Here is a 23,832-nt window from a genome sequence, read left to right as displayed (position 1 = left end):
AAAAATGCTAAAAACAAAAAACCAACACATATAGTGTTGGTTTATTAATTTTTATAAAGATATAAAGCTTATTCAGCTTTATCCTTTTTTGGCTCGTCTTCTTTACTTGCGTCTTTAAATTCTTTAATACCACTTCCTAAACCTCGCATTAATTCAGGAATTTTTCGTCCACCAAACAAAAGTAATATCACAACTACAATTAAAATAATTTGTGGGGCTCCTATAGCCAATGGTAATGTGAATAAACTCATAACAAACATATTTAGGATACAAAGTTAATAATTAAAGTTTAATAAAACCGTTTTTAACACCATTACTAAGTGTTTCCTTAAGAGAAAACCAAAACCTTGAAATTATTTAACTAATTTTGCGTGCAAGATGGCGGACAAGAAACCCAAAAAGATAAAAAAAAGACTGCTGGACAAATACCGTTTGGTAATACTCAATGAAAATACTTTTGAGGAAAGGTTATCGTTAAAACTTACTAGATTAAACGTATTTGTTGTAGTTACCCTTTCCGGTATTTTATTGGTTGGATTTACTATCTTACTAATCGCCTATTCGCCTTTAAAGGAATATATTCCGGGGTATTCGTCAACCGCACTAAAGAAAAAAGCGACGAATTTGAGCTTTAAAACAGACTCTCTGCAGCAAGTCTTGATAGCAAATGAGCGCTACTTTGCCTCGATAAAAAAAGTATTAAAGGGAGATGTAAGTTCAGAGGAGTTAAATAGGGATTCAATAGTTGAAGCAACGAAGCTAGAAATTAGTGAAGTAGATTTAAACCCCACAAGAGAAGATTCTTTACTACGCGCCAAAGTGGAAAAAGAGGATAAATACAATTTGTTTGAATCTGCCACATCTGTTACTAATTTCGTGCTTTTCCCTCCAGCAACGGGAACTATTAGTGAACCCTACAACGTCAAAGAAAAGCACTACGCGGTAGACATTGTAGTGCCAAAAGACACACCTATTAAAGCTACGGCTGATGGTATTGTGATTTTTGCAGAATGGACCGCAGGCACAGGACACGTCATTATTTTAGAACACAGTTACGGGCTAATTTCAGTATATAAGCATAACGCAACATTAACTAAAAGCCAGGGTGATTTGGTAAAAGCAGGAGAGGTTATTGCCACTTCAGGAAATACAGGCGAATTATCTACCGGTCCGCATTTGCATTTTGAACTTTGGAGTGATGGCTATCCCATCAACCCTACTAATTTTATAGATTTCGAATAAATGATTTCATTAAAATCAGCATTGGCAATTCCGTTTGCTAAACGAGTTTATAAAAAAACACAGAAATGGGCAAATAACCCTATTCAAACTCAGGAAAAAGTTTTTCAAAACCTTATTAAAAAAGCAAGTAAAACGGCGTTTGGGAAAGACCATCATTTTGATGAAATTTCTTCACATAAAGATTTTATAAAGCATGTGCCGATAAGAGATTATGAAGACTTAAAATCTTATGTTGAACGAGTGGTTTCCGGAGAAGAGAATGTACTTTGGAAAGGGAAACCCATTTATTTCGCTAAAACTTCTGGAACCACTTCGGGTTCAAAATATATTCCAATAACCAAGGACAGCATGCCAACACATGTTGAGGCTGCAAGAAACGCTATTTTACTCTACATTAATGAAACTGGGAATTCTAAATTTGTTAATGGTAAGATGATTTTCCTTCAGGGCAGCCCTATTTTGAATGAACAAAATGGCATTCAGTTAGGTAGGCTTTCTGGGATTGTAGCGCACTACGTACCAAAATATCTTCAGAAAAATAGGTTGCCGTCTTGGGAAACGAATTGTATTGAAGATTGGGAAACTAAAGTAGATGCCATTGTTGAGGAAACTCTCAAGGAGGATATGACGGTTATTTCCGGAATACCATCTTGGGTGCAAATGTATTTTGAAAGGCTTCAGCAAAAAACAGGAAAAAAGGTTGGAGATATTTTTAAGAATTTCAACTTGTTTATTTTTGGCGGTGTTAATTATGAACCCTACAGAGCAAAATTTGAAAATTTAATAGGTCGCAAGGTAGATAGCATAGAGCTTTACCCAGCGAGTGAAGGGTTTTTTGCATTTCAGGATAAGCAGGATGATAAAGGAATGCTACTGCAATTAAATTCAGGTATTTTTTATGAGTTTGTAAAAGCAGAAGAGTTTTTTGATGAGAGCCCTAAGCGTATCACTATAAAGGATGTTGCCATTGGTGTTAACTACGTAATGATAATTTCAACAAACGCCGGTTTGTGGGCTTACAATATTGGAGATACCGTTCAATTTACCTCAACAAAACCTTACCGTGTTATAGTTTCAGGCAGAATCAAACATTTTATTTCAGCATTTGGCGAGCATGTTATTGGTAAAGAAGTAGAACAAGCTATGCAGGAAGCTACAAAAGGGACCGATATTCAAATTTCAGAATTTACCGTGGCGCCACAAATTAATCCAGAGAAAGGACTACCCTATCATGAATGGTTTATTGAATTTGAAAATGAACCTAAAAATATAGGAGCACTAGCCTCTAAAATAGACCAATCTTTACAAAATCAAAACTCATACTATTTCGATTTGATAGAAGGCAAGGTATTACAACCTTTAAAAATTACCCGAGTAACCAAAAATGGGTTCCAAGAGCACATGAAATCATTGGGGAAATTAGGCGGTCAAAATAAAATACCTCGGCTTTCAAACGATAGGAAGATTGCTGATTCACTTTTTAGTTTCATTGAAAAATAATAGTACATTTGTAGCGTTTTTTAAACAATATGCAGCAAACCAAACGCTACAAACGAACACGAGCACAGGAAAGCTCTAACGCCATAGAGCGCATGTACATTACCATGCGTCACTTGTTTAATCGTGGGTTTTACAAGCCTATGGGGGTTTCGGGTGAAACTTTAAGGCAGTCTTTACTTTTATTGCGTCCTGAAATTTATGGCTCTGTAGCGGAAGAAAAGGCCGAATTAAGCGGTTTGCTATACGTTATTGATAGACTTCCAAGAGGCATCGAAGAGTGTTCTGTTATTAATCTTACTAGTGATGAAGGATATTCCAATTCTCATTTTAAACCTATAATTCCCGAAAAACGCCGCCGTAACTGCTACAGGATTGATGACGAGCAAATGAATATTGAAATCACTAGAGGCCGTTCTGAGATTTACGATATTTTAACCCACCTCACATTTTTATTTATAGAGTCTCATAAAATAAGCAACAAGGCACTTATTGATGAAACAGGTAAAACCACAAGAGATTGGGTTAAGTTGGAAAATGTGGTAAAGGCCGCTAAAAAACTATCCCAAAAAGAGAGAGAAGTTGCCATTACACATGCTGCCAATATTTTAGGCAGAACCTTTAGCGAAATAAGTAAAATCTATAATGATTTTTCCATTCCATCGCAACCAGAACGCTTATTACATATAGTCTATTGGTTAGGAAAGTTGGCAATTAAGGAGCAAATAACCAATGATAAACGTGAGGTGAAATTCAGTCCCATTCTCAGAGAAGAAATTGGGCATCATATTCATGGTGAGGTTTGGGCAAACAAGGTGAAAAGTGTGTTACATAAAAACCAACTTCTTAGCAGGCCAATACACGTTATCAGTGCCAATATGCATAGTGTAATGAACACGCTTTTTGCGCCTAGTGCATTAAAATCTCTTACATTAAAACAAGATATTTTTGATGTTTACAAAACACTTAGCAATAATAACAATACCAACCTAAGAAAAAAAGTTGAAGGTGCAGCATTAAAGGAAGGAATGCTTTATATTGATGATGTGTCAGGTGCCAATATTGACGTTCAGATATTTGACACAGAAAAAATAGATGTTTCCAAACTTGATATTAAAGTGGATGACATCGCACTTAAATCGAAAAAACCTGTTATATTAGTCATGGATTATGCTTTTGGAGAGCAAGCCTATGAAACTATAGACGAATTGCTTAAGCCATACAGTCATAAAAGTGAAAAAATTCATTTAAATGTAGAATCTATATCCATTATGGGTAAAGCTGGCATTTTGGAAGGGGAAAAGGGAGATATTATGATTCCTTCAGCGCATATTTTTGAAGGAACGGCCGACAATTATCCATTTAAAAATGAGTTAAAAAAACAGGATATAGAATGTAACGGTGTAGATGTTTATGAAGGAGCTATGATAACAGTTTTGGGAACCTCACTTCAAAACAAAGATATACTGAAGTTTTTTTTCAAATCAACCTGGAGTGTTATAGGATTAGAGATGGAAGGGGCGCATTATCAAAAGGCTATTCAAGCCGCATCAAGAGTAAGAGGTAATATTAGAGAGGATGTGAAAGTTAGGTATGCCTATTATGCCAGTGATAACCCCTTAAAAACGGGTAGTACACTGGCGTCAGGAGGTTTAGGAACCTCAGGCGTACGTCCCACATACTTAATAACAAGAACTATTTTAGAACAAATTTTAAACTAACGAATTTTAATTATGAGTAAGGATTTGCCACAACCCCCACAACAATCTGAAGAAGTAGATTTAGGGCAATTATTTAAGATGATTGGGAATGCATTTGATAGACTATTTAAATTTATTAGCAGTATTTTTAAAGGAATTTATGAGGTTGTTTTACTTTTTTTGATTAATGTTTACAAGAGAAAACTCTGGTATGCTGGAGCGGTAATTATTGGTTTGGTTACTGGTTATATAGTTGATTCAAGATCAAATCAGTTATATGGAGCTAATATATTTATCGAAACAAATTTTAAATCTGCTAGACAGGTTTATGAAAACATAAAAGAGTTTCACCAATTGGCTAAAGTTGATAAAGACACCATTGAGTTGGCTAAAAGGTTTAATATAACTCCTAGCGAAGCCTCTGAACTCAAAGGCTTCTATATTGAACCTGATATAGCTGATAATTATATCTCTGAAGCATATTCAAGATTTTATAGAAGGCTTGATTCTATCTCTAGATCGGAGATGACTTATGATAGGTTCAAAGAATCATTAACACCCTATGATTACAACGTTCATAAAATTGGAGTTGCTTCAACCGATAAAACTTTATATGAAAAAATTGAAGACTTATTTGTTAAAGAAATTTCTTCAAATAATTACTTAGAGGATTTATTAAATGTAAATCAAGAGAATTTAGAGACAGAAAATGAAGTTCTTGAAACTCAAATTGAGAAAATAGACTCTTTAACCAAAGAGTATTTAAGAATTAGAATTAAAGAATCTGAAAAAGAAGCTTTTAACCCTGGGGCTGGAACCAATCTTTTTTTGGGGTTTTCTGAAAAAAGCGGATTATTGATTGATGAATCTAACTTGATAGAAAGAAGATTAAAGCTAGAAGCACAAAGAAGAAGCATAAACCAAAGCAAAGTGGAAAAGCAGAATGTTGTAAATGTTTTGGCTGGGTTTCCAAAAACAGGATATGATATTGAGGAGTGGACAGATAGAATGGTTATCATTTATCCCATTATATTATTTGTGTTAACATTTTTAGCCTTTTTATTAGTTGGTTTGGGTAAATTTTTAGAAAAGCAATCTAAAGTAATCCTATGAAAATCGTAATAACTGGAGGAGCAGGTTTTATTGGTTCTCATGTTGTTAGGCTGTTTGTTTTAAAGTATCCTAAGTATAAAATATATAATTTAGATACACTTACTTACGCCGGTAATTTGGAAAATTTAAAGGATATTGAATCCTGTAAAAATTATACTTTTATAAAGGGAGATATAACAGATGAAAGGTTCTTATCGAATATTTTTAGAGATTACAATTTTGATATTGTTATACATTTAGCCGCCGAATCACATGTTGATAGATCTATAGATAGTCCATTAACTTTTGCGAGAACAAATATTCTAGGAACAATAAACTTACTTAATGTATTCAAGTCTAATATTAGTGATAAGCATAATCTACAAAACAAACTGTTTTACCATATTAGTACCGATGAAGTTTACGGTACATTAGGCAATGAGGGGTATTTTACTGAAAGTTCACCATATAAGCCAAACTCCCCTTATGCTGCATCTAAAGCCAGCTCCGATCATTTTGTAAGAGCATATGGGGAAACTTATGATTTGCCATACATTATAACGAATTGTTCCAATAACTACGGCCCAAATCAATTCCCAGAAAAACTAATCCCTTTGTTCATAAATAATATAATCAACGATAAACCCCTTCCGGTTTATGGTGATGGAAATAATACTAGAGATTGGCTATTCGTTAAAGATCATGCTAAAGCAATAGATGCAATACTACATAATGGAAAAGTAGGCGAAACATACAACATCGGAGGATGGAACGAATGGAAAAATATAGATTTAGTCGAATTATTATGTGCTAAAATGGACAAGAGACTGGGCAGAGAAAAAGGGACTTCCGAGAAATTAATTACCTACATTAAAGACCGTCCAGGTCATGATTTAAGATATGCCATTGATGCCTCCAAAATTAAAGATGATTTAAGATGGGCACCTTCAGTTACTTTTGAAGAAGGGCTAGATATAACAATTGATTGGTATTTAAATAATCAAACATGGCTAGAACATGTTATTAGTAAAGAATACTTATCTTACTACAAAAAACAGTATAATATTTGAAAATGAAAGGGATTGTTTTAGCTGGAGGTTCAGGCTCACGTTTACACCCACTTACAAAAGTTGTAAGTAAGCAACTTATGCCTGTATACGATAAGCCAATGATATATTATCCTTTATCCACTCTGTTGTCAGCTGGATTAAGAGAGATATTAATTATTTCTACTCCAAAGGATTTACCGCTCTTTAAAGAGTTGCTAGGTAACGGCAAACAGTATGGATGTGACTTTAGCTATGCTATTCAGGAAAAACCTAATGGTTTAGCGGAAGCATTCATTATTGGAGAGGAATTTATTGGAAAAGATAAGGTGGCATTAATTTTAGGTGATAATATATTTTATGGTTCTGGTCTATCTAAAATATTATACTCTTGCAATAACCCAGTTGGAGGTACTATTTTTGCTTATCATGTGCACGATCCAAAGCGTTATGGTGTAGTGCAATTTGATGAATCACACAAGGTAACTTCAATTGAGGAAAAGCCCCAAGTTCCTAAATCTAACTATGTTGTTCCAGGAATTTATTTTTATGATAACAATGTTATTGAAATTGCTAAGAATTTAAAACCTAGTCCTAGAGGAGAGTTGGAAATTACAGATATAAACAAAACTTATTTAGACCAAGGCTTGTTAAATGTTGAAGTTTTGGACAAAGGTATTGCATGGTTGGATACAGGAACATTCAATTCTTTGATGCAGGCATCGCAGTTTGTTCAAGTTATAGAAGAGCGGCAAGGATTGAAAATTGGCTGTATTGAAGAAACAGCATATAATATGGGATATATTGATAAGCATCAACTCATAGAATTAGCAAGACCGTTATTAAAAAGTGGATACGGGCAATATTTAGAACAATTGTAATAGGGTCTATGAAGATTGAAAAAACGAATTTAAATGGTTGTTTTGTGATTTCTCCACAGATATTCACTGACAAAAGGGGAAGTTTCTTTGAAAGTTTTAACTACAACGAATTCACTAATTCAATTGGAAAGGAGGTTGATTTTCTTCAAGATAACCAATCAATATCCTCAAAAGGAGTTATTAGAGGACTCCATTTTCAAAAAGGCCAATATGCTCAAGCTAAATTGATAAGAGCAATTAAAGGAAAAGTGCTTGACGTATGTGTAGATATAAGACCTGACTCAACTACTTTTGGTAAGCATTTCAAGATTGTATTGGATGATAAATTATGTAAACAATTATTTATTCCAAGAGGATTTGCACATGGATTTTTAGCGCTAGAGGATGATACTATACTAGCTTACAAATGTGACAATTATTACAACAAAGGATCTGAAAGTGGTATTATTTTTAATGATAAATATTTAAATATAAATTGGGAATGGCCACTAGAAAACGTTGTTCTTTCAGAAAAAGATAAAGTTTTACCAACATTTCAATCGTTATTTCATGAAAACTAAAGTGTTGGTGACAGGAGCAAATGGTCAGTTAGCAAAAACCATTGAAGAATTATTCACAAATAACGACGACAACATTGTATTTACCTTTGTGCCTAAATCGGAACTAGATATTATAAATAAAGGAGAGATAGTAAAAGTATTTAAAACATCAAAGTACAATTATTGTATTAACTGTGCTGCATATACTAACGTAGAGCAAGCTGAGAAAACACCTGAAATGGCCTATCAAGTAAATGCTGAAGGCGTAAAAAATTTGGCTGAAACATGTAAATTTCACGACACTATATTAATACACATCTCGACTGATTATGTATTTGATGGCAAAAAAAATGAGCCTTACACTATTATTGACAAACCAAATCCAATAAATGAGTATGGCAAATCAAAATTAAAGGGTGAGGAGTATATTCAAGGTGTTTTGAGCAAGTATTTCATAGTAAGAACGTCTTGGTTATACAGCAAGAAATATGGCAAAAATTTCTACAGGACAATTTTGGAAAAAGCTAAATCCTTGGAAAAAAACTTATCAATTACAGGAGAGCAAATAGGATGCCCTACAGATGCGGTTAATATTTCGCATTTTATTTATGAACTAATTAAAACCAAAAGCACCAACTTTGGTATATTTCATTTTTCGGACAATCTGAAAATGACATGGTACGATTTTGCTAAACTTATTTTGGTTGAAAATGGGCTGTTTGATAAAATAAATCTTGTAAAGGCAGACAATTATATTACTTTTGCTGAACGTCCAAAATATAGCGTTTTAGCTAAAAAAAAACATTGATGAAAAAAAACTTAATTATTTTTGGGACAAGACCTGAAGCTATTAAAATGGCACCTTTGGTTAAAGAGTTTCTAAAGCATGAAGATAAGTTCAAAACAAAGGTTTGTATTACAGCCCAACATAGAGAGATGTTAGACCAAGTTCTTGAATTTTTTGAGATAGAACCTAGTTACGATCTTGACTTAATGAAACCTAACCAAAACTTATATTCACTTACTTCAGATATTATTACAAGTTTAAAGTCTATTTTAGAAGATTTTCAACCAGATTATGTTTACGTTCATGGCGACACAACAACAACGATGGCGGCAAGTATTGCGGCATTCTATTCTGGAGCAAAAGTGTGCCACGTAGAAGCTGGTTTGAGGACATTTAATAAACTATCTCCATTTCCTGAAGAAATTAACAGAAGTGTAACAGGGCGAATTGCAGATTTTCATTTTTCTCCAACCATAACGTCCAAGGAAAACTTAATAAGGGAAAATATCAATGAAAGAGACATTTTGGTTACGGGAAACACGGTTATAGACGCTTTACAATTCAGTACAAACAAGGTTAATTCAAGTTCTTTTGTAGATAATGAAATCGAGCATTTAAAAACAACTTTAGATTCATCAAAAAAGATAATTTTAGTCACAGGGCATAGAAGGGAAAATCATGGGCAAGGCTTCATTAATATTTGCAAAGCACTAAGGCAAATAGCGAAAGATCACGAAGATTGCCAAATTATTTATCCTGTTCATTTAAATCCAAATGTGCAAAAGCCAGTCTACGAACTTTTGGATGATATAGACAATATAAAGCTAATATCGCCATTATCTTACCCTGCTTTTGTATGGCTGATGAACAAGTCTTATATCATAATTACCGATAGTGGAGGTGTACAAGAAGAGGCGCCTAGTCTTGGTAAACCAGTTTTGGTAATGCGGGATACTACCGAGCGACCTGAGGCAGTTGATGCCGGAACTGTTTTACTGGTTGGTACCGATACTAATAAGATTGTTGACGAAACAAATAAACTTATAGAAAATAAAGAATTTTATAACTCGATGAGCATGCTTCACAATCCTTATGGAGATGGCACATCATGTGAGAAAATAGTTGAATTTATAATAAACCTTTAGAAATGGATAACAAACCGGAAGTGGTAATGGTTGGCTTAGGATATATTGGTTTGCCTACCGCAGCCTTAATAGCTAAGAGCAAAGTAAATGTGCATGGTGTTGATATTAATCCAACAGTTGTTGACACAATTAACCAAGGTAAGATACATATTGTTGAACCTGAATTGGATACTACCGTTGCAAATGCAGTTAAAGAAGGCTATCTAAAAGCCTCAACCACACCTGTAGAGTCTAATAACTATCTTATTGTTGTTCCCACACCTTTTAAGGGTAAGAATGAACCCGATATTTCTTTCGTGGAATCTGCAACAAGAGCAGTGCTTCCATTACTCAAAGAAGGAGATTTGTATATCATAGAATCTACTTCCCCAATTGGGACTACGGAAAAAATGATGGACTTAATTTATTCTGAAAGACCAGAGTTAAAAGATAAGCTTTATATAGCATATTGTCCTGAACGCGTTCTACCAGGAAATGTAATGTATGAATTAGTGCATAACGATAGGGTAATTGGTGGTGTAAACAGTGTGTCTACAGATAAAGCAGTTGCGTTTTATCGACAATTTATAAAAGGGGATTTGCATAAAACTAATGCAAGAACTGCAGAAATGTGTAAACTCGTCGAGAATTCCTCACGAGATGTTCAAATAGCTTTTGCAAATGAACTTTCACTTATATGTGATAAAGCAGGTATTAACGTTTGGGAGTTGATTCAGCTTGCTAATAAGCATCCAAGGGTTAATATTTTACAGCCAGGTTGTGGTGTTGGCGGTCATTGTATTGCCGTAGACCCTTATTTTATAGTTTCAGATTATCCTATGGAGTCACAAATTATTGGTAAGGCAAGGGAAATCAACAATTATAAATCGTTTTGGTGTGCCGAAAAAGTACAAAGTGCGAAGTTGGAATTTGAATTAAAGCATGGTAGAAAACCTAAAATTGCTTTGATGGGTCTTGCTTTTAAGCCAGATATTGATGATTTAAGAGAGTCTCCAGCTAAGTATATTGTTCAAAAAGTACTACAAAATGCTAATAACGAAGAATATTTTGTTGTTGAACCTAACATCGATTCTCATACTGTATTTAAGCTCACGGATTATAAGGACGCTGCGAATAAGGCGGATATAGTGGTTTTCTTAGTTTCACATAAAGAGTTTAAGTCATTAAACTTATCTGAAGATAAGATTGTTATTGATTTTTGCGGAGTTATACGATAGACTCGATGATAACAACAAAAAAGCTTTTCTATAATCATAGTTCATTTATTTTAATGGCTGTAGGAGCTTTTTCAATCTTTATTTCTAATATTTTATTAAAAGACATTTTAACACCAAGATCATACGGGATTTACTCAATATTTGTTACTTATATTTCAATTATAAGCTCTTTCGGTTTATTAGGTTTTGAGCAAGTTTTTTTAAGAACTAGCGATAATAGTTTAAAAAACCGTATTGGCGTAGAAAAATCTTTATTTGTAATAACCGTAATCGTATGGATTTTATTCGGTTCGCTATGCGCCTTTTTATTTAGTCAGAATTACTTACAGAATAGTGTTAACTTTTTCGTTGTATATCTTTTTACTTTGGGTATTAGTTCATCTATGTTTTTGTTTAATGTTTTTAGAATTAACTCTAATTTTTTTTTAGCTCAAATATTTGTAAACCATTGGAAGATATTCCTACTGGTTATTTCTCTTTTATTTCTCTTTTTTAAGCTGAGTAGTATAGAACTTATAATTAAAATTGTAACGCTAATTTTTTTAGTTTTCTTTGTGACTGGATTAATTTTTTTGATTAGAAAGATTAAACTCAGATTAACTAGAAAAGAAAAAATAAACAGACTAATTTTATATGCACTCCAGTTTTTTATATCACTTTTTACTTTGTCATTAATTGGGCAAGGAGATAAACTATTTATTGAAAAAATATTTGGCTTAGAGCAATTGGGGGAGTATTTTTTCTTGTCAAACATTTTTATTTTTCCCTTTTCAATTCTTCAAAGTTATGTTGGTTTTAAAGAGTTAGTAAGTTTCAAAAAAAGTTTTTCAAAATCAACTTTAATAAGAAAAATAAAAGAAGCTATATATTTTGGCATATTTTTAGGTGTTGGACTCCTCGTATTCACATTTTTATTATCAATGTTGAACGTTTTGGAAATTGACATTGGTGAAAACCGAGTCCTTATTTTATTATTTTTATTTACTGGAGTAAGTAAGTTAATTTATTCGTTATTGTCCTCTGTATTTGGTGCAATAGGAGAGATTAAATCAATTACAAGAGCTAATTTTCAGTTTTTAGGAGTAGTGATTTCGATCGTTCTAATATTTACCAAAGAAATTAGTACTTTACAAGATATTGCCTTGATTGTATTGACTTTTTGGGTTTTAAGAGTAATCATTTGGTGGTATAATATTTTTTTGCAGATAAATGAGAATAAAGTATGAGATTATTTTATGGATTAATGACTTTTTAAAAGTCATACCTGGTCAAATAGGATGTATAATTAGAAACAAATTATTACCATATAAAAATGGTAATAATGTAAAGGTATGGAACTATTGTCACATTGACTCACCGAGTAAATTGGAAATCGGCTCTAATGTTTCCATTAATCGCTATTGTATCATTAATGCTGCAGGAGAAATAAGTATAGGCAATGATGTGTTAATAGGTCCTAATGTTGTTATTTACAGCCAGAATCATAAATTTAACAGCAATAATATTTTAATTCGAAAGCAGGGATATTCTCTTAAAAAAGTAATAATTGGAAATAATGTGTGGATAGCTTCAGGGGTAACTGTTTTACCAGGTGTGAGTATCGGTGATAATAGTGTAATTGGTGCCAATAGCCTTGTTTCGAAATGTGTACCGCCTAATTCTTTAGTAGTTGGCAATCCAGGAAAAATAATCAGAAAACTTAATGAATGATATTGATTTCAGTATTTGTAGAAAGGAATCCCAAGATGTCTTTTTAGTAAAATATCTTCTTGTTATTTTTTTCATGTCAGAAGCGACTACGAAGGTTTTATATTATTGCGGATCAGAGTTTCACAATGTTAGTGCACTAGTAAAAGGGTTGTTTATAATATTGTCATTTGCCTTTTTCTATAAGAAACATACTCCCAAACAATTAAAACTATTCTATTTCTTGATAATTCTTTTTGTTATTTTTTTAATTGGTCAGTTTTTTTTTAAAGGGGACAAAGGTTTTATAGAGACATTGAAGCTCAACGTGGTATTTTTTTTTAGATATATTTTTGTTTTCATTATCTATACGTTTGTTGGTGGAATTTACAACAAAAAATTTCATTGGAGTACTTTCAACACTTACGAATATATAGTTATTTTAAATACCATATTTTTAGTAATAGGCTTTTTGTGGGGGCTAGATTTATTTAGCACATATAAAGGTTATAGGTTTGGGTATAATGGACTCTTTTTGGCCCCAAGCATTTCAACATATTTTTTCGCACTTGCCCTAACATATTATAGTCATAAAATCATTAAGTTAAACAAAGGCTATTTAATGTTCTTTGTTTTAACATTGACGTCATTTTTGTTAGGAACAAAGGCCTCATTTTTATTTCTGGCACTTACATTATTTAATTTATTTCTTTATTTCAAACTCTATAAGTTTTTGTGGACCTATTTAATTGCTTTTCTTGGTGGCATTTGTATTTTGATTTTTAGAAAGCCTATTTTGAACAATATTGTTTCGACATATGATATTCTTTATAGAGTATATAAAGAAGATGGAGTCTTTACCATGTTAACCTCATATAGAGAAATTAATTTAACCGAAGAACTTCCTCTAATAGTGTTAGAGAAAATGCAATGGCTCAACTATCTTGTTGGAGGAACAGATTTTTCTATTTACAGAATAGAATTCGAAATAATAGATGTATTTTTATTTTTTGGGTTGATAGGAGGAAGTATGTATTTATACTTTTATTTTAAAAATATTATTAGATTTAAGCGTTTCGATTTATTTTCAAGATGGCAAATAATATTTCTAATGATAACAGCGCTATTATCTGGTACTTTTTTTAATAATGGGGCAGTGGGAATTTATCTTATTTTGGTGCTTAATGCAATTTCCAACGGAATTGAATGTTCAAAATCAAATTAGATTCAAAGAAAAATTTTGTTTACATAAATAAAGGTAAAAAGTTAATTAAATCTTCATAAGATAATGCTTCAGGTTTATATAGCACTGAGTGCTGTTTATTTTTTATTAGGGATAATTTCAGTGAGTACATTAGGTTTAAAGAATAGTGCCTTAAGAGGGTTTTTTTTTCTAACGATACTGCTGCCAATAACTAATTTTACATTAGAAGCCCACATGCTAAATCAAGTATCCGTTTTATATTTCTTTTTTTTTGGAATCTTTTTTTCTTATTTCTTAAAATTGATAAAAAAGTTTTTTTTGAATAAAAAGTTACTTTTAATATTGATTTTGGTTAGTCTAGCCATATTTTTTTATACAATCCATTTTTTATTTATTGTAACAGAGGCAAGAGATTTGATTAATATCTTAAAAGACATAAAACCGTTTATAATTATAATAATGGCGTCCTTTTTTATAGACTACTATAAGAACCGTTTGAAAGAATTTGTTTTTACCGATAGATTTATTAAAAGATTAGTTTTTTATAATTTTTTAATTAGCTCTATAGCATATATACTTCTAAGTAAATTTGGATTATATAATATTATTGCTTCTAATGATGCATTTTATGAAATTAATGAAATAAGATATTTAACTTTAGGTACTTATTTTTCAATTTTCTATGTTATAAATAGAATCTTTTTTAAATTAAAAATGAGTGCCAAGGAATTGGTCTTTGTGATTATGCCCATAGTTTATGCTGGGAGCAGAACATTAATTATAAGCCTATTAGTACTAATTGTTATTTTCTTTATTGTTAACTCATCTGTAAAAAGGATTTTATATTTAGCCACTGGAATACCCATTAGCGGAATTATTTTTTTTAAAATAGTCAATAACGTAAGCGAAAAATCTTCTTTGTACAGATTTAGAGAAATATTGAAGTTTGATTACATCGTTGAAACCCTATCCACAAGATATTCTCCCTTCATATCGTCGCTTGAATCATTTACATTTTTAGAATTCATTCTCGGGAAGGGTTATGGCTATACATTTTTTATTCCATGGTTTACCTATAGAGATCATTTAGATAATTATAATATATATTTAGATAATCTATATCTTACATTGTATGCAAAATATGGAGTCTTCATGATTTTCATATTTTTTATTTTGTTTATCTATATAAAAATGTTTTCCAACAAAAAAACTATTCCATATTATTTCAGTTTCCTACTTATATTGTCTTTTACAAATGCCTTAGTTTATCAATATTATTTCCTTTGGTTTTTAATGCTATTAACTTTTCCCTTTATGCCTCAGCCTCGAAATTATAATTCTTTAAGTGATAAGAGTGATTTAATAAAACCCCGATTATAAAATAAAAAAACACTGAGCCATTATGCCTTTCAAGGTAAGACTCTGAAATAAAAAGAACTAAAGAGATCAAAAGGAACGAACAGCCTATAAAGAGGGCTCTCTTTTCTAAAATAATAAAAGTATGGTAAAACAGTAAAAATAGCAATAATAGCCCTAATAATCCAAGACCTACATAAGTTTGAATATATTGATTGTGGGCATTGTACTTTTTATTATAAAATTGTTGAAGATCAAAGTTAAGATATGAATTGTAAATTGAATTATTGGCGTCTCCAATACCATTGCCAAATAATGTATTTTCATTAGCAAAAAATGCGCTTTCCCAATGTTTTATTTTATCAGCCCCATCACTGTATTTTACACCTGTGCTGTAGGTGTATCCAAAAATATGCTTGAACCTGAGTTTTGAAGTGAGTGTGTTTTTAAGCGCAAAGAATAAAAGTATTGACGCTATTATAGCTAGTAGCACCCCTCTTAGTAATTGTTTTTTTAAATAGAAAAAATATAAGAAAGCGCCCACAAGTAATCCAATTAAGGCTATAATTGGAACACGAGAAGATAAATGAAACACAAATAGCGTAAAGTAAATGAGCACAGCATACAACGCAATATTATAATATTTCCATTTTGTTGTATTTAAATAATCTAAAATAAATATAATGGATGTTATTATATAATAGCTAAAATATGCGCTATGTAGATCAATTATATTGGACAAATTAGAGTATGAATATTTTTTATCAAAGAAGCTTAACAGCGTGTCTCCATTATGAATGATTTTTATTGTTAAACAAACATGAGAATATAAACAAAGTATTAATATGTTAAGCACAAATATCTTCTCAATATTTTTAAATGTTTTCGTTGTTATGGATTGAGTTGATAGAATAAAAGGGAATAAAAATAAAATAACATATTTTTGTATGTATTTTAGGCCAACGGTTTCATTGTCGGTGTAAATAAACGAGAGCAAAACCATAAAGAAAAACAAAAAAAAGGGATAGTACATTGTCCATATTTTCTTCCATCGGTGTTTTATTCCATTTTTTGCGTAAAAAGCAATAGTGTATGTCGTTAAAAGTATAATGCTCATACTGTTAAAATTGTTTTTAAGCGGAAGGGTGATTATGAATATGCAAATCAAGAAAAAGAAGCCATTTTTTATTGGATATGATGATAATCCCATTTTTTAATTTTTATTTTTGCGATAAAGATACTTTTTTTAAATAAAGACAATATGAAAAACTCCTTTACCTATTTATTTCTTCTTACAGCGTTAATTTTAAGCTCTTGTAAAAGCAACAACAAGAAGTTACCTCAAAAACAGTTGCAAGTTAAAGAACAGAACCAATTGGATATTTCAAATTACAAACTTTTTACAAAGAACAAACAAGTGCATGAGTATTTTTTAATAGATTGGATAGGTTATAAAAAAGAAGAAAATGCCATAAGCTTTTTGGTGGAGTTGAATGAAATTGTGGACTTGTATGAATTTTTAGGACATAACTTGGTTATTATGCTGACTCCTGAAAGCTCTGAAATCAAAAAGATAAATGAAATTTCCAAATCAGAAGGGCTCTCAGGAGAATATCACTTATTTCCAATAAATGGTGAAGATAAAATGGTTACTATTGGAGATAAACGATATATTGAGGTTAATTGTAATACTCAATTGAGTAACTTAAAACGCATTAGTTTTTATCTGTCGGACTCTAATGGAAAACCATTAGAAAAAGGTTTTAAACTTTATAACAAACAATTGTAAACCATTACTTGAGATGAGTAATAAAAAAAAGTTAAATACTATTTTTTTCTTTATTATTATAACCAGCTGTATTAATGATACCGACAAGCAAAATGCAGCTTTAAATAGAACAATAGATATTAACAAAATTTTTAGGCGAGTAGAGCTTAATAAGACCCAAACTCTTAAGGCTGCCGAAATTATTGTAGATAATAATATTTATGTATGGAATCTCTGGGAGCCCTTTCATTATGAAAATAGTATTGATTGGACTATAAATCCATATGACAATAAATCTTGGGTTTTATATTTCCATAGTCTGAGGATGGTTGGGTTTTTGGCAAGGGCTTATGAGTTTGACCCAGATATGAAATATATAGACAAAGGCAAAGAGCTTATCATGTCTTGGAAAGAGCAACACTCCTTAAAGAGTGAGAAAAATCAAAAATACGCATGGACCGATCATGCCGTTTCCAATAGAGTACTAAATTTAATGCATTTTTATGCCGTTTCTCAGAAATTTTTAAATGTTGAAACAAAAAATATTATAAGAGAGATAGTTGGTGAGCAAGGAGAATGGTTATTTGATGACAAAAACTATAGAGATGGTAACCATGCTATTATGCATGATGGAGCACTGATACAGTTATCGCATTTGTTTGAGTTTTCTTCATCAGAAAAATGGAAGATTAAGGCAATAGGTAGAATGGAGGAGATATTCCGTAGAGAGATTTCTAATGAAGGCGTATGTGTAGAAAACTCACCAGCGTATCATCCTTATGTTATGGATTTGTTAGAAGATGTAATAGCAATGTATAAGTTGTACGGTATTTCAACACCAGAATTTTTCAAGTCTTCGTATGATAAAATGAAGGATTACCTAGTTTACATCACAAAGCCAAATAATACGTTTCCTTGTCTTGGAGATACTCAATATTCCACATCAAGAATAAATCATCACAAAAAATATAATACAGAAGAGCTATTATTTATTGATTCCCAATCAAAGAAAGGGAAACGTCCAAAACATACTGATAAAGTATATCAAGAATCTGGATATGCTATCTTTAGGGAGGCTTGGGGCGATAGCACTACCTTTAGTAAAATGACACATCTGGTAAAAATAGTATCGAATTTATCAAAAGTACATAAACATTCCGATTATTTATCATTTGAGTTATTTTCAAATCAAGAGGATTTAATTGTAGACCCTGGACACTGGGGATATGAAAAGAACGACACTTTAGTGTTTTTAAAGTCCACATTAGCTCATAATACTTTAAGTGTAGACAATACAAACTATGATTTTAGAAAAGTAAACGCAGACGACGCAAAAATTTATGATTATAAGATCACAAAGGAATATGCATATGCAAAAAGTTACTTTAAGCCCAATCAAGAACTTTTTGACGGAAATATTGAATACCGGAGGTCGATTTATTATATAAAACCTAATATTGTAGTACTTCATGACCAAGGGATTAACATATCTGGGAAGAATGATTTTCAACAGTTTTTTAATTTTGGAAAAAACCTAACCGATATTAAAAAAGTAAATAGCAATGAGCACAAAATTAGTTTTAAGAATACTGACCTTCTGATAAAACAATTTAGAGATGTTGATAAGATAAAATTTCATAAAGACGATAGTAATTCTCTTAGAGGATACGTAGCAGACGGACCGCTCAAGACTAGAAAGGGAATACAAATAGAGTTTTTAAAGACAATAAAAGCTAATAAGGAAGAATTTATTACGTTGTTCTGTATTCAACGCAAAAATAAATCAAATTTCGATAAAGACCTTGAAATAAAAGATGTTGATATTAAAAAAAGTAATAACAAATTGAGTATAATAGTAAAGGGAGAGAATATTCTCTAAAGGTAGGTAAGCACAATAAAAAAGAATGTGTTAGTGCATTCTATAAGGCTCAAAAATCTGCAATATATGGTAATTCTTTTAAGAAATATAGAGTCTAGTAAGTACTTGAAACAAAACATAAAACCTAAAGATTTTAATTAAAATGAATTATGAAAGGTCAAAATTTAATTCTCATATTTTTTGTGATAATAAATTTAGGCCGTGATAAAGATGATGTGGCTTCTATAACAGCAGATAATTTTTCTATTACAATAGATGAGAACCCACAACAGGGCGAATTGTTAGGTAAAATAGAAGCTTCAATAAACAACGGAGATATTACCTTTGAGATCGTGGATCAAAATCCGGATGGAGCATTGCTCATTGATAAGAACACGGGGAGTTTGTATATCAATAATAGTGATTTATTTGACTATGAGTTTAATAAACAAATAAACGCTTCTGTAGAGGTAAAAATTGCTAATATATCTGAAACCGTATCTGTTTTAATTAATTTAAAAAACGTATTAGAAATTGGAGATCATTATGGAGGCGGAGAAATAATAAAAATCTATAAAGAAGGTGAGCAAGGTTATGTTTTTGGTGAAATACATGGAAAAATTGCATCAACAGAGGACCTTTCTGATAGTAATGGTGAATTATATATTCCTTGGGGATGTATGGGTATTGTAACTGGTGCTTTTAGTAAATTAGACGGAAAAGCAAATACTGAATTAATCATAGAAAGATGCACGGAAAATAATATTCCTGCAAGAATTTGTGATAACTATAGTGTAATATGGGAAGGAACTATCTACGATGATTGGTATTTACCTGCAATTGATGAATTAGGTTATATCACAGTTGAATTTACCAATACGTCATTTCCTTATTGGTCCTCAACAGAATATGATAGTATTGGTGGAAATGACGTTGAGTATCGATGGTGGCTTTTTGATTGCTGCACTCCCGAAGGCAACACCTATAATGTCTTTATGAGCGATATTACATCAAAAGATGCAAAACACAGAGTAAGAGCGTTTAGAGAATTTTAAATGATTATTATATGAAAAAGATAATATTACTGCTATGCATAGTTTTATGTGTAACTTCTTGTGATGAAAAGGATAATGTGAATACAAATACTTACACCTTGACGGGTAAAATTATTCTGAATAATATGCCAGAAAAAGAGGTTGAGGTTAGTGTCGATGGAAAATTGAACTGGAAAACCTTAACGGATAGCAACGGAAACTTTGAGATTAATAATGTTTCAGAAGGCGAACACAGATTAGATATTTATAAATCATTTGACAAAGACGTTTATTCTCAAAAAAGTGAAGAGATTGCTGTATATGAGGATACAAATTTTGCAAGCGTACTACTTTCCTAGTCCATTAACATTATCTCCAGCATTTAATATTACAAGTAATGAAATAGGATTGAAATGGTCTAAGGCAAACCCTGAGGATTTTTATGAGTACAAGTTATATAGAAAAGAAGATCCTGGTATAGATGAAACAACAGCAGATTTGATTTATGTTGGAACATCTATACAAGATACTACCTTTAGGGATACTGAACTTTTTCCTGAGAAAGAATATTATTACAGAGTCTTTTTAAGAAACCAATTCGGAAATCTAGGAGGAAGTAATATAGTAAGTGATACCACTCTGCAAGAAGAATTAATACCTGACGGGAGTTTTGAATTGATTGATAGTAATACAAATTATTGGAATATTGAAAGAAATTCAATTATAAATAAGGTAACCGATTCTATAGCTAAAATAGGAAACAGTTGCTTGTATAACAAAAACCCTTTGTCGTATGTAGATGGACAAATTAATACTATGACCGTTATGGAACTAAAAACACCCATAGGTATAGAAACCAACAGAAATTATGAGATATCTGGATAGATGAGAGCTATGGGAGAACAAGGAGATGTGCTACAAAGCGTATGGATTATGGTGTTTCAGGGAAATAGTACTGTGAGTATTGTGGATATGGGAATTAATTCTAACGTTTCTCAGAACTCTATAATTGAAGATACTGGCTGGATATATGAATCTAAAATATTTAGTGTAACAAATAATGCTCCAATACGAATAGAAATTCTTATGCCTTTCCAACATGTTTGGATTGACGGATTAAAATTAACACCTTTATAACTTCGGAATCAAAAGACTACATGAAGGTTACCTTCTAACTTATCACTTTTTTGACGAGATCACTTTGTTTTCAACTTATGTATTCAACCTATATTCCTGATATCAAAAAATGGTAATGAGTCGACAGAGATTCCTTATCAACTTGTTTATTCATTCAGTACCTTGGCATAAACAATTCTACAAACAACTTAATCGAATCGAATATATTCTATGCCAACGAGAATGATAAACCAAATGAAAAAGGTTATAGAACTATAGGGCTAATACATTCAGTGTACATTGCACATTACATCATAAATAATTATATATATAACAATTAATAACCCTATGCTCCGGAGACGCTATTAGAGTAAGAAATGCTTCTCATAATAATAATTTTGATGCTAATTATATACAATTATCTGGAAACCATGGCTTTATTAAAGAATGGTATCGTACTCCTGAAAAGTATAGTTCCTCTCCAGAGGAACGAAGTAACGGGAGTATTATTAAAAACAATATATGCACATTTTGGTACCCCAAAGTGATAGAGTAGAGATAAAATTATTCCGTAGAAATGTAGATAATATTGATTTTGACAATAATTATGTTGATATTAATAACTTTGTAAGAGGTAAAAAAATATAATTCAGTAAATCGTGGCTTAGTTTTAAGTTAGAATAGCTAATTAGAAAAGGTTATTTTTGCCTAAAATTACAGATAGGTGAAAGTTTTACACGTACTTTATCAATCATTGCCGCAAATTTCTGGATCTAGCATAAGATCTAGAGATATTTTAATGTCGCAACAAGAATTTGGAATTGAGGTGGTAGCTATAACGTCACCATTTCAAAGTGGTTCATCTCAGGAAGAGCATTTAGATAACATACGCTACGTAAGAACCTCTATTCGAGAAGAAAGTGACATATCAGATAAGCAAAGACCCCTACTAAAAAGGTTGGTTCGTCTTTTTAAGATTTTCTCGTTCCGGAACAAGATAAAAGAACTCATTATCGACGAAAAGCCAGATATTATACATGCGCATGCGATGTTTTTTTGTGGTCTACCTGCACTATTTTTAGGAAAGAAGTACAGCATCCCTGTTGTTTACGAGGTTCGGTCTCTTTGGATGTTAAATAAAGAGAAAAGTAATAAAAACTATATTAAAAAATTAATAGAAAAAACGATTTATAAGGTGGAGCTATTTGTTATGAAAAGAGTTTCTAAAGTCGTTGTAATAAATGAAAACTTAAAAAAAGAATTGGTTCAGAGTGGCATTCCAAATAGAAAAATAGAGATCATAAAAAATGCAGTTAATGTTACGTTAATCAATCATTTAAAGACCCAAGAAGTAAGCAAAAACAGTCCTGCTGCTGAATGTGTTTTTGGATACATCGGAACTCTTACACCACATGAAGGTATAGATTTTTTAATTAATTCTTTTAACGATTTTAATATAAAGTACCCACAAACCAAATTATTTATTTATGGGTCTGGTATTCAAGCTGCCTTAATAGAAAAAATGAGTGATAAAACCACCAACGTTCATTTTATGGGCTCAATAAAGCCTAATGAAGTTTTTAAAGCGTTCGCTGATATTGATGTTATAGTCAACCCGAGATATAGAAATAAGCTCACTGAATCTGTAACACCTCTTAAACCATTAGAAGCCATGGCCTACGGAAAGATTTTTATTGGAAGTGATGTTGGGGGTATCAAAGAACTTGTAGATGAAAATAAAAACGGTTTTTTATTCAAGGCAGGAAAAAAGCAAGCTCTAATTGATAAAATGAGTTTTGTTCTAGGATTAAGTAAAAAAGAAAAAGAAAGCGTGACAGCTTCAGCTTACAACTATGTAATTGAGAAGAAAAGTTGGTTAAAAAACGCAAGTAGATATAATCAAATATATGAGACATTGAAAAGATGAGTGGCGATAGAAGTAATATATGCGGTAAAAGGGTTTATGCTTTCCAGTCAAAGCATGAACTACTTCAGCTAATCAATAAAAGACATCAAATTTTAGTTGCAATAAATGCTGAAAAACTAAACAGTAATAATAGTTCGCTTACTCAAATAATTAATCAAAACATAGGTTATCCTGATGGAATAGGCGCTGTTTGGGCTTTAAAGCGCAAAGGCTTAAATAGTATTAAAATAGCGGGTGCAGAGTTTTGGTTAGATATTATTGGAGAGTTCCTAGAAACAAAAACATTCTATTTTATAGGTTCTACCCAGGAAGTTATCGAAAAGACAATAATAAAATTAAAGCAAGAATTTCCAGGCATAAAAATACAAGGTTATAGGAATGGTTTCTTGAAAGAGGGAGATAAAGAAATTTTGATCTCAGAATTTAAGAGGTTAAAACCAGATGTGGTTTTTGTCGCCCAAGGCTCTCCTAGACAAGAGTTATTAATGGATTATTTTTCGAAACAATATCCGTCATTATATATGGGGCTAGGGGGAAGTTTTGATGTTTATTGTGGGTATAAAAAGCGTGCTCCAAAAATATTTATTGATTCGGGGTTAGAATGGCTTTATAGATTAATAAAAGAACCAACAAGAATTAAAAGGCAACTAAATCTTTTAAAATTCGGAATTAAGGTACTTAGAAATGAAATTTAACCTAGCGTAGTTACAAATGAAAGTTATGTCTAAAAGCTTGCT

At 31.6% G+C, this 23,832-nt stretch carries 25 protein-coding genes; 23 read left to right on the top strand and 2 right to left on the bottom strand.

Annotation, left to right across the window (positions count from 1 at the left end):
• Nucleotides 1-68: 68 nt before the first annotated feature.
• A complete protein-coding gene (gene tatA, locus AC1B0Z_RS10965) occupies nt 69-251 on the bottom strand; it encodes a twin-arginine translocase TatA/TatE family subunit (RefSeq protein ID WP_483792028.1) in 183 nt (60 codons plus the stop codon).
• Nucleotides 252-378: 127 nt separating this feature from the next.
• On the opposite strand from tatA, the gene AC1B0Z_RS10960 reads away from it, so the two are divergent.
• From AC1B0Z_RS10960 to AC1B0Z_RS10895, 14 genes are all read left to right on the top strand, one after another.
• On the top strand, nt 379-1,242 hold the full coding sequence (locus AC1B0Z_RS10960) for a M23 family metallopeptidase (protein WP_483792027.1): 864 nt from the start codon (nt 379-381) through the stop codon (nt 1,240-1,242).
• Complete coding sequence (locus AC1B0Z_RS10955; protein WP_483792026.1) at nt 1,243-2,742, top strand: GH3 auxin-responsive promoter family protein; 1,500 nt, start codon at nt 1,243-1,245, stop codon at nt 2,740-2,742. It abuts the gene before it with no gap.
• 29 nt (nt 2,743-2,771) lie between these two features.
• Nucleotides 2,772-4,460 (top strand): DUF6909 family protein, encoded by a 1,689-nt coding sequence (locus tag AC1B0Z_RS10950; RefSeq protein ID WP_483792025.1) that lies wholly within the window; start codon nt 2,772-2,774, stop codon nt 4,458-4,460.
• Nucleotides 4,461-4,472: 12 nt separating this feature from the next.
• A complete protein-coding gene (locus AC1B0Z_RS10945) occupies nt 4,473-5,552 on the top strand; it encodes a hypothetical protein (RefSeq protein ID WP_483792024.1) in 1,080 nt (359 codons plus the stop codon).
• Nucleotides 5,549-6,601 (top strand): dTDP-glucose 4,6-dehydratase, encoded by a 1,053-nt coding sequence (rfbB, locus tag AC1B0Z_RS10940; RefSeq protein WP_483792023.1) that lies wholly within the window; start codon nt 5,549-5,551, stop codon nt 6,599-6,601. The genes AC1B0Z_RS10945 and rfbB overlap by 4 nt, the downstream gene beginning before the upstream one ends.
• Before the next feature lie 2 nt (nt 6,602-6,603).
• On the top strand, nt 6,604-7,458 hold the full coding sequence (gene rfbA, locus AC1B0Z_RS10935) for a glucose-1-phosphate thymidylyltransferase RfbA (protein WP_483792022.1): 855 nt from the start codon (nt 6,604-6,606) through the stop codon (nt 7,456-7,458).
• An 8-nt stretch (nt 7,459-7,466) separates the two neighbouring features.
• Entirely contained in the window at nt 7,467-8,018 is a 552-nt protein-coding gene (rfbC, locus tag AC1B0Z_RS10930; protein ID WP_483792021.1) for a dTDP-4-dehydrorhamnose 3,5-epimerase, read from the top strand.
• Nucleotides 8,008-8,805: a dTDP-4-dehydrorhamnose reductase gene (gene rfbD, locus AC1B0Z_RS10925; protein WP_483792020.1), complete on the top strand. Its 798-nt coding sequence runs from the start codon at nt 8,008-8,010 to the stop codon at nt 8,803-8,805. The genes rfbC and rfbD overlap by 11 nt, the downstream gene beginning before the upstream one ends.
• Nucleotides 8,805-9,929 (top strand): non-hydrolyzing UDP-N-acetylglucosamine 2-epimerase, encoded by a 1,125-nt coding sequence (gene wecB / locus AC1B0Z_RS10920; protein ID WP_483792019.1) that lies wholly within the window; start codon nt 8,805-8,807, stop codon nt 9,927-9,929. Before rfbD ends, wecB begins: the two co-directional genes overlap by 1 nt.
• Before the next feature lie 2 nt (nt 9,930-9,931).
• Nucleotides 9,932-11,146: a UDP-N-acetyl-D-mannosamine dehydrogenase gene (gene wecC, locus AC1B0Z_RS10915; RefSeq protein WP_483792018.1), complete on the top strand. Its 1,215-nt coding sequence runs from the start codon at nt 9,932-9,934 to the stop codon at nt 11,144-11,146.
• Nucleotides 11,147-11,151: 5 nt separating this feature from the next.
• Nucleotides 11,152-12,372: a polysaccharide biosynthesis protein gene (locus AC1B0Z_RS10910; RefSeq protein ID WP_483792017.1), complete on the top strand. Its 1,221-nt coding sequence runs from the start codon at nt 11,152-11,154 to the stop codon at nt 12,370-12,372.
• Complete coding sequence (locus AC1B0Z_RS10905) at nt 12,356-12,856, top strand: acyltransferase (protein WP_483792016.1); 501 nt, start codon at nt 12,356-12,358, stop codon at nt 12,854-12,856. Before AC1B0Z_RS10910 ends, AC1B0Z_RS10905 begins: the two co-directional genes overlap by 17 nt.
• A 598-nt stretch (nt 12,857-13,454) precedes the next feature.
• Entirely contained in the window at nt 13,455-14,057 is a 603-nt protein-coding gene (locus AC1B0Z_RS10900) for a hypothetical protein (protein ID WP_483792015.1), read from the top strand.
• Nucleotides 14,058-14,120: 63 nt separating this feature from the next.
• Nucleotides 14,121-15,416, top strand: a complete 1,296-nt coding sequence (locus AC1B0Z_RS10895) for a DUF6369 family protein (RefSeq protein WP_483792014.1) — start codon at nt 14,121-14,123, stop codon at nt 15,414-15,416.
• Here AC1B0Z_RS10895 and AC1B0Z_RS10890 read toward each other — a convergent pair.
• Nucleotides 15,349-16,509 carry an O-antigen ligase family protein gene (locus AC1B0Z_RS10890; RefSeq protein ID WP_483792013.1) on the bottom strand — a complete coding sequence of 387 codons (1,161 nt, stop codon included), beginning with the start codon at nt 16,507-16,509 and terminating at the stop codon, nt 15,349-15,351. The genes AC1B0Z_RS10895 and AC1B0Z_RS10890 overlap by 68 nt on opposite strands.
• Before the next feature lie 144 nt (nt 16,510-16,653).
• Here AC1B0Z_RS10890 and AC1B0Z_RS10885 point away from each other — a divergent pair, with 144 nt between their 5' ends.
• The 9 genes from AC1B0Z_RS10885 to AC1B0Z_RS10845 all read left to right on the top strand — a co-directional run bounded on the left by AC1B0Z_RS10885 (nt 16,654) and on the right by AC1B0Z_RS10845 (nt 23,790).
• Complete coding sequence (locus AC1B0Z_RS10885) at nt 16,654-17,181, top strand: hypothetical protein (protein WP_483792012.1); 528 nt, start codon at nt 16,654-16,656, stop codon at nt 17,179-17,181.
• Nucleotides 17,182-17,194: 13 nt separating this feature from the next.
• A complete protein-coding gene (locus AC1B0Z_RS10880) occupies nt 17,195-19,039 on the top strand; it encodes a heparinase II/III family protein (protein WP_483792011.1) in 1,845 nt (614 codons plus the stop codon).
• A 149-nt stretch (nt 19,040-19,188) separates the two neighbouring features.
• The gene (locus tag AC1B0Z_RS10875) at nt 19,189-20,073 is read left to right on the top strand and encodes a hypothetical protein (protein ID WP_483792010.1); all 885 of its coding nucleotides are present in this window, start codon (nt 19,189-19,191) and stop codon (nt 20,071-20,073) included.
• Between the two features lie 11 nt (nt 20,074-20,084).
• Nucleotides 20,085-20,411: a peptidase associated/transthyretin-like domain-containing protein gene (locus AC1B0Z_RS10870; protein WP_483792009.1), complete on the top strand. Its 327-nt coding sequence runs from the start codon at nt 20,085-20,087 to the stop codon at nt 20,409-20,411.
• Nucleotides 20,374-20,937: a hypothetical protein gene (locus AC1B0Z_RS10865; protein ID WP_483792008.1), complete on the top strand. Its 564-nt coding sequence runs from the start codon at nt 20,374-20,376 to the stop codon at nt 20,935-20,937. Before AC1B0Z_RS10870 ends, AC1B0Z_RS10865 begins: the two co-directional genes overlap by 38 nt.
• Before the next feature lie 9 nt (nt 20,938-20,946).
• The gene (locus tag AC1B0Z_RS10860; protein ID WP_483792007.1) at nt 20,947-21,189 is read left to right on the top strand and encodes a hypothetical protein; all 243 of its coding nucleotides are present in this window, start codon (nt 20,947-20,949) and stop codon (nt 21,187-21,189) included.
• A gap of 501 nt (nt 21,190-21,690) precedes the next feature.
• Nucleotides 21,691-21,816, top strand: coding sequence for a hypothetical protein (locus AC1B0Z_RS10855; protein WP_483792006.1), 126 nt, complete (start codon nt 21,691-21,693; stop codon nt 21,814-21,816).
• 76 nt (nt 21,817-21,892) lie between these two features.
• Nucleotides 21,893-23,095 (top strand): glycosyltransferase family 4 protein, encoded by a 1,203-nt coding sequence (locus tag AC1B0Z_RS10850; protein WP_483792005.1) that lies wholly within the window; start codon nt 21,893-21,895, stop codon nt 23,093-23,095.
• Nucleotides 23,092-23,790, top strand: coding sequence for a WecB/TagA/CpsF family glycosyltransferase (locus AC1B0Z_RS10845; RefSeq protein ID WP_483792004.1), 699 nt, complete (start codon nt 23,092-23,094; stop codon nt 23,788-23,790). Before AC1B0Z_RS10850 ends, AC1B0Z_RS10845 begins: the two co-directional genes overlap by 4 nt.
• Nucleotides 23,791-23,832: the final 42 nt, after the last annotated feature.

The organism is Hyunsoonleella sp. J2K-J805 (assembly GCF_057167125.1).
This window is presented reverse-complemented; position numbering and strand designations above follow the sequence as displayed.